11 protein-coding genes are annotated in these 11,334 nt (G+C 71.2%); 5 read left to right on the top strand and 6 right to left on the bottom strand.

What is annotated here, in order from left to right:
* On the top strand, positions 1 to 374 hold a 374-nt coding region (locus tag ACIBQ6_RS35000), incomplete at its 5' end, for an RICIN domain-containing protein (protein ID WP_397217171.1).
* A 19-nt stretch (positions 375 to 393) separates the two neighbouring features.
* Here the strand turns inward: ACIBQ6_RS35000 and ACIBQ6_RS34995 are convergent.
* Entirely contained in the window at positions 394 to 3,213 is a 2,820-nt protein-coding gene (locus ACIBQ6_RS34995; RefSeq protein ID WP_397217169.1) for an ATP-binding protein, read from the bottom strand.
* Positions 3,214 to 3,280: 67 nt separating this feature from the next.
* Between ACIBQ6_RS34995 and ACIBQ6_RS34990 the strand changes: the two genes are divergently transcribed.
* Positions 3,281 to 4,504, top strand: coding sequence for a GNAT family N-acetyltransferase (locus tag ACIBQ6_RS34990; protein ID WP_397217167.1), 1,224 nt, complete (start codon positions 3,281 to 3,283; stop codon positions 4,502 to 4,504).
* Between the two features lie 140 nt (positions 4,505 to 4,644).
* Here the strand turns inward: ACIBQ6_RS34990 and ACIBQ6_RS34985 are convergent, their stop codons facing one another.
* Entirely contained in the window at positions 4,645 to 5,217 is a 573-nt protein-coding gene (locus ACIBQ6_RS34985; RefSeq protein WP_358298928.1) for a DUF305 domain-containing protein, read from the bottom strand.
* A 264-nt stretch (positions 5,218 to 5,481) separates the two neighbouring features.
* On the opposite strand from ACIBQ6_RS34985, the gene ACIBQ6_RS34980 reads away from it, so the two are divergent.
* Positions 5,482 to 6,024 (top strand): hypothetical protein, encoded by a 543-nt coding sequence (locus ACIBQ6_RS34980; RefSeq protein ID WP_397217165.1) that lies wholly within the window; start codon positions 5,482 to 5,484, stop codon positions 6,022 to 6,024.
* A gap of 134 nt (positions 6,025 to 6,158) precedes the next feature.
* A complete protein-coding gene (locus tag ACIBQ6_RS34975; protein ID WP_397217163.1) occupies positions 6,159 to 6,614 on the top strand; it encodes a hypothetical protein in 456 nt (151 codons plus the stop codon).
* Between the two features lie 119 nt (positions 6,615 to 6,733).
* On the opposite strand, the gene ACIBQ6_RS34970 is transcribed toward ACIBQ6_RS34975, so the two are convergent.
* Both ACIBQ6_RS34970 and ACIBQ6_RS34965 read right to left on the bottom strand, forming a co-directional pair.
* On the bottom strand, positions 6,734 to 7,915 hold the full coding sequence (locus tag ACIBQ6_RS34970; protein ID WP_397217161.1) for an RNA ligase RtcB family protein: 1,182 nt from the start codon (positions 7,913 to 7,915) through the stop codon (positions 6,734 to 6,736).
* 385 nt (positions 7,916 to 8,300) lie between these two features.
* Positions 8,301 to 8,714, bottom strand: coding sequence for an RNA-binding S4 domain-containing protein (locus ACIBQ6_RS34965; protein WP_397217159.1), 414 nt, complete (start codon positions 8,712 to 8,714; stop codon positions 8,301 to 8,303).
* Positions 8,715 to 8,951: 237 nt separating this feature from the next.
* On the opposite strand from ACIBQ6_RS34965, the gene ACIBQ6_RS34960 reads away from it, so the two are divergent.
* Complete coding sequence (locus ACIBQ6_RS34960) at positions 8,952 to 9,323, top strand: hypothetical protein (RefSeq protein ID WP_358298940.1); 372 nt, start codon at positions 8,952 to 8,954, stop codon at positions 9,321 to 9,323.
* Here ACIBQ6_RS34960 and ACIBQ6_RS34955 read toward each other — a convergent pair.
* Together ACIBQ6_RS34955 and ACIBQ6_RS34950 are read right to left on the bottom strand one after the other, a co-directional pair.
* Positions 9,286 to 9,912: a hypothetical protein gene (locus ACIBQ6_RS34955; protein WP_397217157.1), complete on the bottom strand. Its 627-nt coding sequence runs from the start codon at positions 9,910 to 9,912 to the stop codon at positions 9,286 to 9,288. The genes ACIBQ6_RS34960 and ACIBQ6_RS34955 overlap by 38 nt on opposite strands.
* A 131-nt stretch (positions 9,913 to 10,043) precedes the next feature.
* A complete protein-coding gene (locus ACIBQ6_RS34950) occupies positions 10,044 to 11,297 on the bottom strand; it encodes a S1C family serine protease (protein ID WP_397217155.1) in 1,254 nt (417 codons plus the stop codon).
* Positions 11,298 to 11,334: the final 37 nt, after the last annotated feature.

Raw genomic sequence — 11,334 nt, 5'->3', positions numbered from 1 at the left:
ACAACACCAACGTGCGCCTGTGGACGTGCCTGGACCATCCCAACCAGAAGTGGGTGATCCAGGGCGGCCAGATCAAGGTCGAGGACACCGTAGGCAGCGGCCGGGAGGTCTGCCTGGACGCCACCAACAGCCGCGCCGACAACACCAACGTGCGCCTGTGGACGTGCCTGGACCATCCCAACCAGAAGTGGGTGATCCAGGGCGGCCAGATCAAGGTCGAGGACACCGTAGGCACCGGCCGGGAGGTCTGCCTGGACGCCACCAACAGCCGCGCCAACAACACCGTGGTGCGGTTGTGGACCTGCCTGAACCACCCCAACCAGAAGTGGGTCGTCCAGGGCGGCCAGATCAAGGTCGAGGACACCCTGACCTGACCCCGGGGCTGCTTCCAGGTCACGGCCGGGTCGTGGAGGATCCCGCCAGTCCCTCGCGGAACGCGATGGCCGCCGCCTCGGTACGGGTGGCCGCGCCCAGTTTCGCCAGGATGTGGGAGACGTGCACGCCCGCCGTGCTGGGCGAGATGTGCAGCCGGGCGGCGATCTGCCGGTTGCTCAACCCGTCGGCGATCAGGACGAGCACGTCGCGCTCGCGCTCGGTGAGCCCGTCCTGCGCCGGTCGGGGCCGTCCGAGCAGGGCGATCTCCCTGGCGAGCGGCGCGGCGCCCAGCTCGTCGGCCAGCCGCGCGGCCTCTCTGAGGCGGGCGGCTCCGCCGGGCCGGTCGCCCGCCGTCAGCGCGGCCCGCGCGCCGTGGAACAGGCTGAGCGCCAGCTCGTACGGCTGTCCCAGATCCCGCCAGGCAGCCGCCACGCCGTCCCAGCCGGCGTCCCCGTCGGCGTCCCAGTCGGCGTCCCCGTCGGCGTCCCAGTCGGCGTCCTCGACCAGCGCGCGCAGCATGGCCTGCCAGGCCCGGTCGAACGGCCCGTCCACGCCGAGCATCGCATCGGCCGCGGCGAGCTCGGCCCGGCGGCCCGCGACCCGCTCGCGGGGCGCGCCGCGGGCCAGCCGCACCTGCTGCACCAGGGCGCCGGCGACCAGGACCGGCCGGGCGTCGCTGCTGTAGATCCGGGTGAGCGCCGGATCGGCCAGCGCCCGCTCCAGCAGCAGGTCGGCCCGCTCCGGGTCGCCCTGGGCGACGGCGAGCAGGCAGAACAACTGGTGGCGGGAGAACAGGCCGCCGCTCCCGGCGTGCCCGGTCACGGCCACGGCGGCGTCGGCGGCGGCGTCGGCGGCGTCGGCGGCGGTGGCCAGGTCCCCGCGCAGCAGCGCCAGGTAGCCGGCCAGGACGCGCAGCGCCAGGCGGGACAGCGGCGGCGGATCCTGCTGGAGGCTCTCCTCCAGCAGGGCGGCGGCCTCGTCCCATCGCCCGGCCAGGATCAGGCCGCGCGCGGCGTAGCGGGCCAGCTCGGCGCCACGGCTGCGGCCCAGCCCGTACCGGCGGGCGTGACGGATGCCGCCGCGGGCCGCCTCCACGGCGCGGTGCTGGTCGCCGGCCTTGGTGTGCAGCGTGGCCTCGTACATCGGGACGGTCATGAGCAGGTCGTGGCTGTCCAGCCGCTCGGCCAGCGTGCGGGCCTCGGCCAGCATCGCGAGGTCGCTCGTCATGGACCCGACGCCCAGCAGCCCGCGGATCGTGACCGTGGCGTCGCCGGTGCGCCGGCCGACGGCCAGCGCCTCCACGAACAGGTCGCGGGCCCGGTCCACCTCCGGCAGCAGGCCCATGGCCAGCACCCCGAGCAGCCGCCCCCGCCGGACGCTGCCGCGAGCGGCGGCCAGCAGGTCAAGGGCGTGTTCCCAGTCGGAGACGCCCGTGCCGTCCAGCCGGTGCCGCAGCCTGCCCCGGTGCTCCAGCAGCTGGGCGGCCCGCTCCGGTTCGCGCCGCTCGTCCACCTCGGCCAGCCCCGCCGTGGCGAGGTCGACGCCGCGGGCGTAGTCGCCGCTGAGCATGGCGGCCTCGGCCGCTTCGGTCAGGACGTCGATCTTGTCGGCCCCCAGCCGCGCCTGCGGATCCCACAGTTCGAGGACCTGGCCGAGCAGGCGGACCTGCTCCTCGTAGGCGTAGGACCGGCGAGCCTGCGCCGCGGCCAGGTAGGCGGCGGTCAGAGCCGGCCCGCGCTGCCCGGCGGCGTAGGCGTGCGCGGCCAGCTGCGCATGGGCGTCGCCGTCGCGCAGGGCCTCGGCGTAGCGCGCGTGCAGGCGGGCCCGCTCGCCGGGCAGCAGGTCCTCGTAGACGGCGTGCCGGATCAGCGCGTGGCGGAAGTCGTAGCCGTCCCCTGCCGTGACGAGCAGGCTGCGGTCGACGAGCTCGCGCAGGAGGGCGTCCAGGGCGGCCCCGTCCTGCCCGGCCACCTTCGCCAGCAGCCGGTGGGCGACCCGTCCGCCCGCCACCGAGGCCAGGCGCAGCAGCTCACGAGCCGGGCCGGGCAGCGAGCGCGGGCCGTGCAGCAGCAGGTCACGCAGGCTGTCCGGGGTCCGCTCACCCGCGCGGGCGAGCGCCTCGACGAACAGCGGGTTGCCGTCGCTGCGTTCGTGCACGCGCAGTACGGCGGCCGCGTCCGGTTCCGTGCCGAGGATCGCGGCCAGCTGGCGGCCCACGTCCTGCCGATCCAGGCGGTCCAGGCGCAACGCGGTGGCGCGCGGGCGGCGGGCGAGCTCGGACAGCAGCAGCCCGTCGCCGGTCTCGTGCGGCCGGTACGTGATCAGCAGCAACACGCCGGGCTGGGTCAGGTTCCTGGCCAGGAAACCGAGCAGCTCGCGGGTGGCGGCGTCGGCCCAGTGCAGATCCTCGATCGCGACGACCACCGGCTGGTCCGCGGCCACCCGCTCGACCAGCGTCAGGACCTCCTCGTACAGCCGGTGCCTGCCGCCTTCGGCCTCGTCCGTCCCGCCGAGCTCGGGGAACCAGCGGGCCAGCTGGCGGTACGGTCCGGGCAGCACCCCTTCGACGCGGATCAGCCGGCGCAGCACCGTCACGAACGGCGCGTACGGCAGGCCGTCGCTGCCCAGCTCGGCACAGGCGCCCTCGACCACCCGAACCCGAGGACCCAGCGACCGCGCGAACTCCGCCAGCAGCCGCGACTTGCCGATCCCGGCCTCCCCGGCCACCAGCGCCACCGCCGGCCCCTCCGCGACGGCGCGGTCGAGGGCGTCGGCCAGGGCCGACAGCTCCTCACCCCGGCCGACGAACACGGGACTGACCACGCGCTCCGCCACCACGGCGTCAGCATATAAATACCCGGATCTCCCGATGTGCGGCCCGTGTTTACCCGGCCAGGCTCGAAGCATGGCGACCACCTACCCCCTGCGGACCATCCACGCCCACGAACTCGACGCCTGGGCCCGCATGATCACCACCACCTACGGCCAGGACTGGTACGAGGGCGGCCTCCGCAACGCGGCCACCTCCATCGAGCCCGAACGCACGATCGCCGCCTACGACGGCCCGGAGATCGTCGGCGGCGCCTCGATCTACGGCCGGGTCATGACGGTCCCCGGCGCGGCCGTCCCCGTCGCCGGCATCACGCTCGTCGCGGTCCTGCCCACGCACCGGCGTCGCGGCATCCTCACCGCGATGATGCGCAAGCAGCTCACCGACCTGCACGAGTCGGGCGGCGAGCCGATCACCGCGCTCAACGCCGCCGAGGCCACCATCTACGGCCGGTTCGGGTACGGCGTCGCCAGCCACGTGGCCGAGATCCAGGCGGACAAGAGACTCATGGCCCTGCGGCCCGGCACCGACCTCGGCGACGGCACGATCCGCCTGCTCGCCCGTCAGGACGCCCGGCCGCTGCTGGAGAAGGTCTACGACACCGCCCGCCGCGGCGCGGTCGGCTGGGTGGACCGTGCGGAGAAGTTCTGGCAGGCCCGCCTGGCAGATGGCGAACGCGTCCGCGGCGGCGGGACGGAGCTGCGCTTCGCCGTGCACACCGAGCCAGGCGGCGAGGCCACCGGGTACGTCCTCTACCGCTCAAGGCCCGGGTTGGTGCAGGTCATCGAGGTCGCGGCCACCACTATGCAGTCCTACGCCGCTCTGTGGCGCTTCCTCATCGACCTCGACGCGCACGCCGGCCTCACCTACGACGGCGCCGTCGACGAACCGCTGACGCACCTGCTGACCGACCCGCGCGCGGCCCGCGCCACCACGATCGACAACCTCTGGGTCCGCCTGGTGGACGTCGACCGGGCGCTGGCGGCCCGCCGCTACTCGACCCCCCTGGACCTGGTCCTGGAGGTCCAGGACCCGTTCTGCCCCTGGAACGCCGGACGCCACCGCCTGCGGGCCGACGGCGACTCCGTCACCTGCGAACGCACCCGGGCCCAGGCCGACCTGCGGCTGACGTCCGCCGAACTGGGGGCGGCCTACCTGGGCGGCACCACACTGTCGTCGCTGGCGGCGGCGGGCCGGGTCGAGGAACTGCGGCCGGGCGCGGTCACCGCCGCCTCGCTCGCCTTCCGCGGGGAGCGCGCGCCCTTCCACCCATCGGGCTGGGCCTTCCCCGCCTTCTGACGTCGCGCCCTTCACCCGTCGGGCTGGGCCTTCCCCGCCTTCTGACGTCGCGCCTTTCCACCCGTCGGGCTGGGCGTTCCCCGTCTTCTTCGCGGCCCGCGCCGTCCCTTCCCCTCGCCGGCCGAGCGGTCGGGGTGCCGTCAGGACGTGCCGGTGGTGGGCGTCATGCCGGACATGTGCGGCCCTGGTGTCATCTCAGACATGTGTGGCTCTGGCGTCATGTCGGGCATGCCGGGCATTTGTGGGATGCAGGGCATGCTCTGCTCCCCGAACCACTGGACCAGGTACCGCCGCATCGTGGCGACCTCGGCCCGCTGGTCGTCGCGTACCTTGCGGGCGAAGGCGGCGACCTCGGGATGCACCGCCTCACCCTGCACGAGGAGCTGCTGCGACATCATGATCGCCATCATGTGGTGCGGGATCATGTGCTGCAGGAACGCCTTGTCGAGCTGATTCCCCGAGAGCCCCGACAGGTCGGGCATCGTGGTCCCGCTCGGGCTCGGCGCCGGGCTCTGCGGGTACCACTGCAGCAGCCAGCCCTTCATCCGAGCGACCTCGGCGGTCTGCGTCGTGACGATCGACTGCCCGAGCCGCCGCATCTCCGGCCTGCTGGACCGCTGCAGCTGCCGGGCCGCGGCGATGGCGTCCTCGTGGTGCGGGACCATCTGCGACAGGTAGTCGTACTCGCTGGTCACGGCATGCATCTGCCCCATGCCGGGGCACGTGGGCTGCGTTCCTCCAGGGCTCGGGGACGGCATCGGCGAAGATGCCATGGCCGTCGCAGTGGCCCCCGACGCGGCTGATCCGGTGGTGATGGCGGCCAGGAATGCCCCTGCGGCCATCGCTGTCTTCGCGGAGCGTCGCTTCATGCGTACCCCCAACGCCGATTCGACACCTACTCCAACGGTAACCCGCCCCTGGAATGTCACCGCATACGCCCGTACGGCACGAAGTTTCGACCTTATGATGATCGACCTATGCGGGGAAAAATCGTGATACTTGCGGTCTTATTGTTGACGGCCTGTTCGACGAACGAGCCGAAGGACTGGCTGCTCAAGGATCCGGGCCGCTGGCCGCTGGCGTCATTGCCGGCCGCGGCCTCCAAATCGGGCATGCCGGACGGGGCGGACAAGGTGTTGGCGCGGATCCAGGTCGGCGAATACGACATGGTCCCCTGGATCAGCAACAAGGGCGTGTGCGGACTCGCCGATCAGGGATCCTCCAGCGTGCTTTTCAACATGAGCCAGGATCTGACCAAGTCCGAGGGCAACGTCGTCACCGCGGAAGAGGGCTTCGCCGGGCCCAAGGAACCCATGGTCGGCACCAGTTCGGAGAGCACCGTGACCCTGTGGTGCACCCCCACCCGGATGTTCGTCACCGTCCAGGCAAAAAAGCTCGGAAAGGTGCAGCTCTACGGAAACGCGGCGGCAAAGAAGACTGCCGAAAAACTGACGGTCGTGGTGGGCACGCCGGAGGCGGTCAAGCAGTCACTCCCAGACGCGACCCTGATCGGCCGCTAGCCCCGTATTTCCACAGGCCGGCACCAGAGCCAACTCTCCGTCCCAGCCTGCCTGAACAGATACTCAACAGATCCTCAACACCGCCGCCGTCAACCTCGACCACAGATCCGAGCCATGCGAAGGGAGACGCGCAAATGACGCACATCCTCGGGAACGCCGCGGCCACGCTCGCCGGGGCCGGCCTGGCACTCGCCCTGCTGACCTCCGCCGCGCACGCCACCACGGCCGCTCCGGCGCAAAGCGTCAAATCCAGCTGCACGATGAGCGATGGCGAGAAGGCGTACTTCGAGCTGAAGTACCGGACGACCGGCGGGTACCACCGCATCTCCGACATCATCTACCGCTGGAGCTCCGAGGCGCCGACCCGCCTGAAGACCGCACACCTCAACCTGATGGTCGAACGCCGCGGCAAGGACGAAAAGGTCTACGGGAAGACGTTTCGCGAGAAGAAGGCACTCTACGACGTCTCCTACGACGTCATCCTCGACCTCAAGGTCCCGGCCAGGAAGAAGCTCTACTTCGCCGTGGACGCCACGTTCGTGAGGAAGGGCAACACGCTGCGCTGCACGGGGCGCACTTCCAGCGTCTGACGCCTCCCGATCGCGCACCGACCCCACTCGAACTCCCGCAGCCGGACCACTCGCCGAAGGCCCGCCGGCACAGGGAGGCCGCCTGCCAGGCGGCGCGGCAGCCGGTAGGCGGACGACGTTCACGGCCGCCCCCGCTTGCGGCGGTCCTTTCGGGAGTCCGGTCCGAGGTCGGGTGTCTTGTAGGTGACCAGGGGGATCGTGGTGGCCACGGGCGTGGCCAGTCCGTGGTCGACGAGGTCGCTGATCACCTGCTCGATGCGCTTGTAGGCCGTGGGCGCCTCCTCGAAGAGAAGCTGGCGGTCGCCGCACACCACCACCGACCCCACCGGCGTGCGGCGCAGCTCTTCGACGGTGTGCTTGGCCCGGCCGCGGCGCAGGGCGTCCGCGCGCGACATCTTGCGGCCCGCGCCGTGCGCCACGGAATGGCCGGCGTCCGGACCGGCGTGGGCGGCCACGAGATAGGACGGGGTGCCGCGGGTGCCGGCGATGAGCACGTCGCGGCCGTCGCCCGGCGCCGCTCCCTTGCGGTGCAGGTAGCCGCCGTCGCGGAGTTCGACCAGGTTGTGGCACTGGTCGAGGATCGGCTCGGCAGGCTCGAACCCCAGCGCGTGCGCGACCCGGGCGGCCAGCAGCCGCCGGTTGAGCGACCCCCACCGTACGGCCTGGTCGTGCCTGGCCAGGTAGGCGGCGGGATCGGGGGCGGGGCCCGCGCCGTGGACCTCGGTGTGCTCGCGCAGGATCCGTTCGCCCAGCCCTCGTGAACCGCTGTGGACGACGAGGACCAGGTCACCGGCGTCGAGGCCGAGCCGAGCGGCATGGCCCGGTTCGAAGACGGTCCCGATCCGGGCCAGCTCGACGAAGTGGTTGCCGCGGCCGACCGTCCCGAGGCCCTCGACGTGACCGGCGGGGATGTCGTCCTTCATGACGGCCCAGGCGGGATCGTCGGCATCACGCTCGGGATGCAGCGCACGATCGAGGTCGGGAAAGCGGGCGGCGAGCCTCTCGGGCACGGCGCGCTTGAGCCTCACCGGGAACACGGCGATGCCGCACCCGATGTCGGAGCCCACCAGGAACGGGTACAGGACGGCCGACGCCATGGCGGCCCCGACGGGCGCGCCCTTGCCGGGGTGCAGGTCAGGCATGGCGGCGACGTGCGTCATGCCATCGAGAGCGGCCACCTGACGGCACTGCGCGACGGCGTCGGACTCGATCCAGCTGGTGGGCGAGGCGAACACGGTGACGGTGGCCCCCGTGACCGGAGCGGACGGGGCCGGGTGTCGCTGAGACTGTTGCTGAGACAAAGACGTTCTCTTCCCTGCAGAAGGGCATGGACAGGCGGCATCACGACGCGAACCGGCGTCGCGGCATCACCAAGGGCGGGGTGTCTTCCGTCAGAGCCTCATGGGGATCACGCTCTCGAACCCTCGCCATCCCAGGCAACCGATTTTCGGCGCGCCAAGGGCGCCGCGGCGCTCAGCGGACGGGCTGCTCAGACCAGGCTTCGGGGCCGGCGACCCAGCCGGCGGCCCTGACGAGCCGGCCGTTGCAGACATCGGCTGGATCTCGGGGGCGGCGTCCAGCGGCTATGTGAAGACCTCGCCGCGTCCGAGAGCGCACCGCCGCATTGTCGGGATGCCGCACAGGCGCGGTTGCCTCCGTGCATCGGGTGCGGCGGGATCTCTGTGGTCAGTCCGGACGTGCTCGGCCGCCTCGTCGCTCCTCCACCACCGGGCGCGCGAGCAGCTTGTCGAGGCTGCGGCGTTCGCGTTTGGTGGGACGCCCCGCGCCACGAGCCCGGACGGCCACCGTCACGGTCTCCTCGCGGGGAGGGGGCGGAGGGCTCTTGTCGACGTAGCACTCGGCGGCCACGGCGGCGCCGACGCGCTTGGTGATGGCACGGGAGACAACCACGATGCGTTCGCGCCCGTCATGCCGCAGCCGGATCTCGTCTCCGACCCGTACGGCGTGCGCAGGCTTGACCCGCACCCCGTTGACCCGGACGTGACCGCCCCGGCAGGCGTCGGCCGCGATCGAACGGGTCTTGGTGAGCCGTACCGACCAGATCCAGCTGTCCACCCGCACACTCAGCTGCTCACCCACCACCCCGACACTGTACTGAGAACCCCGCACCGCCGGTATCCACGCCTGCCGCATTCACCCCCTGCCAGGCAGAGCTCGCAGCACGCCTGGGTCAGGCGTGCCTCAGCTGGGCCCGCTCGACGTACCCAGGAACGTCCGGATCACGGGCCCAGGCGGCTCCTGCGGTGGGCGTGGTCGGCCGTTAAGATCCGCTTCTGGTGAGGTACGTCCGAGGCTGCGCCTGTCAGAAGGAGCACAATGGCCGCACACGAGCACCCGCTCACGGATCTCGAACAGCGCCTGTTGGCCATCGCGCACGAGCACGGATTCATCCTGCTCCGCGAGCCCGTGCAGTACTACTGTGAGTTGAAACGCGACCACGCCATCATCTATCTCGATCGGCAGCGGAGCGGGAGAAACGTCATCGCTGTCTTCCTGCACCCCGAGACCGACCTGTCACGACTTCCGGCGGAGGCGGGATTAGGGATTCCTGACGCGCCCAAGCATTCCGATGGCATGCGTCACTTTCCCAAGAAGGTCAACAAAGGCAAGCGGCCGTCCACCTACGGCTATCCGATCACCTGCGCGGATCTCACAGCATTTGGCCGGCTCCTCGCCTCTCTGACATAGAGGCGTCCTTCGGTTGTCCCGCCGGGGCAGGCGCAGCGCTCGGAGGACTTCCCGAGCACCGGAGCCTTCTACGCATTTGATCGGCGGTTCTGTCGCGGCCGCCTAATGCCGAGGCGAGCGGCCAGAGTTGCACTCTGTAGAGATCGACCTCGACGATGTCGGCAGGAAAGTCGGGCTCCTCGGTGTTGGACAGAACCCTGTTCAGCACGCGAGCCGACCAGGCGCTGTCACGCTCGCCCGTGTCGAACTCGACGTACTCATCCCACTCCTCCGCGAAATGCTGAGCAATGCCGATGAGGCCGGTTCCCAGGTGGAAGCGGCCTTCCCACAGACGATCCCAGGCAGGGAGCAGGCCCGGCTCGGCGTCCCAGAGTTCGTAGCGGACGTGGATCGGGCCGCCGGGAGGCACGGCGCCGGCGATGTCGACGCCGTTGGGCCCTGCTCCGATCCTGCGGAGCGCCCATCCTCCCAAGTCCTGTCCTGGGCGGGGGCTCCCTGTGGGCATGCCGTCCGCCACCTCGGTGACGAGAAATTCGGAGCCCTGGCGAATGCGCAGGCTGTCGTGAGCGCTCCTGCGAAGGACTGCCATGAGGATTCGCCTTTCCTGCCTTCAGGGAGAGGCTCCGGAGTGTGCCGAGAACGCTGTCAGGCGCCGAATCACTGGCCAGAGCCCAACCCTGGGGGAGGCGCGGCCGCTCACTGGCCAGCGTGGACGTCGGGTCAGGTCTTCTCCTGGAGGGTGACGTTGACCTCGTGCGCCTGGCCGTCCCGCAGGTAAGTGATCTTGACCTGTTGGCCCGGCTTGGCGCCTCTGACCTGTCCGACGACGGTCTCGCCCGCGTCGACCGGTGTGTTGCCGATCTTCGTGATCAGGTCGCCCTGCTTCAGTCCGGCCTTCTCCGCCGGGCTTCCCGCTATGACCTGGCTGATCAGGGCGCCGGGCACATCGCCGGTCGCGTCGGTGACGCTCACCCCGAGGACCGCGTGGCGGACCTTGCCGGTGGCGATGAGCTGGTCGGAGACCTGCTTGGCGGTGTTGACCGGGATGGCGAAGCCCACACCGCCGCCGGCGGCGTTCGAGGCGATGGCGGTGTTGATGCCGACCAGTTCCCCAGCGGCGTTGACGAGCGCGCCGCCGGAGTTGCCCGGGTTGATCGAGGCGTCGGTCTGGATGGCGCCGCCGATCGTCGTGCCGGCGCTCTGCCGGCTCTGCTCCTGCCCCCAGCCGGGAGGGAGCTGCTGCCGCTGGTCAGGGCCGGTGGTGAGGGTACGGTCGAGCGCGCTGACGATCCCCGCCGTCACGGATCCGTCCAGGCCGAGGGGGCTGCCGATGGCCAGTACGGCTTCACCCACCTTGAGTGCGTCGCTGTCGCCGAGCGTCGCCTTGGTCAGCCCGGACACGTCCGCGGCCTTGATGACGGCCAGGTCGGTGGCTGGATCGGTGCCGACGATGCTCGCCTTGGCCGTCTTGCCGTCGCTGAACTTCACGCTCATCTGCCCGCCGCCCTGGCTCGCACCCTCGACCACGTGGTTGTTGGTGAGGATGAGGCCGTCCGCCGACAGCACGACGCCCGAGCCCTCGCCGCTCTGCCCCTGGATCATCACGACGGTCGGCTGAACCTTGGCCGCGACGTCTGCCACGGTGAGCGGCCCGGAGGCCGGCTTGAGGACGGGGCTGGGCACGTGGCTGGTGGTGGCGACGGGCGCGGGCCGGAAGGAGTTCACCGCGACGGCGCCGACCACCCCGCCGACGATCGCCATCGCTGCCAGCGCGAGCCCGGCCACCGCCTTCTGGCCGGCGGTGAAACGGGCCTTCAAGGTCGGCGCCGGCGGAGGCGGGGGCGGCGGCTGCTCCGTGACGATCGGGTCACGGCGGGGGAAGCCTCCGGCGGTCGGTGGCGTGGTGCCGAACTGGCTCCACCCGCCGTTTCCCTGCGCTCCAGGGTCCTGCTCGTGAGGCTCGTGCGCGTTCATCTGTCATCTCCCTCAAGTTCTGCTGCCTCACGGTGCC

The sequence above is a fragment of the Nonomuraea sp. NPDC049655 genome (assembly GCF_044465465.1).
GTDB lineage: Bacteria > Actinomycetota > Actinomycetes > Streptosporangiales > Streptosporangiaceae > Nonomuraea.
The sequence above is the reverse complement of the archived record's forward strand: the minus strand, read 5'-3'. Positions and strand labels throughout refer to the sequence as shown.

Excerpts from the sequence above, each read along its gene's own strand:
- ACIBQ6_RS34990 (WP_397217167.1), top strand. The coding sequence starts at position 3,281 with ATGGCGACCACCTACCCCCTGCGGACCATCCACGCCCACGAACTCGAC.
- ACIBQ6_RS34985 (WP_358298928.1), bottom strand. The coding sequence starts at position 5,217 with ATGGGGCAGATGCATGCCGTGACCAGCGAGTACGACTACCTGTCGCAG.
- ACIBQ6_RS34980 (WP_397217165.1), top strand. The coding sequence starts at position 5,482 with ATGCGGGGAAAAATCGTGATACTTGCGGTCTTATTGTTGACGGCCTGT.
- ACIBQ6_RS34975 (WP_397217163.1), top strand. The coding sequence starts at position 6,159 with ATGACGCACATCCTCGGGAACGCCGCGGCCACGCTCGCCGGGGCCGGC.
- ACIBQ6_RS34960 (WP_358298940.1), top strand. The coding sequence starts at position 8,952 with ATGGCCGCACACGAGCACCCGCTCACGGATCTCGAACAGCGCCTGTTG.
- ACIBQ6_RS34955 (WP_397217157.1), bottom strand. The coding sequence starts at position 9,912 with ATGGCAGTCCTTCGCAGGAGCGCTCACGACAGCCTGCGCATTCGCCAG.
- ACIBQ6_RS34950 (WP_397217155.1), bottom strand. The coding sequence starts at position 11,297 with ATGAACGCGCACGAGCCTCACGAGCAGGACCCTGGAGCGCAGGGAAAC.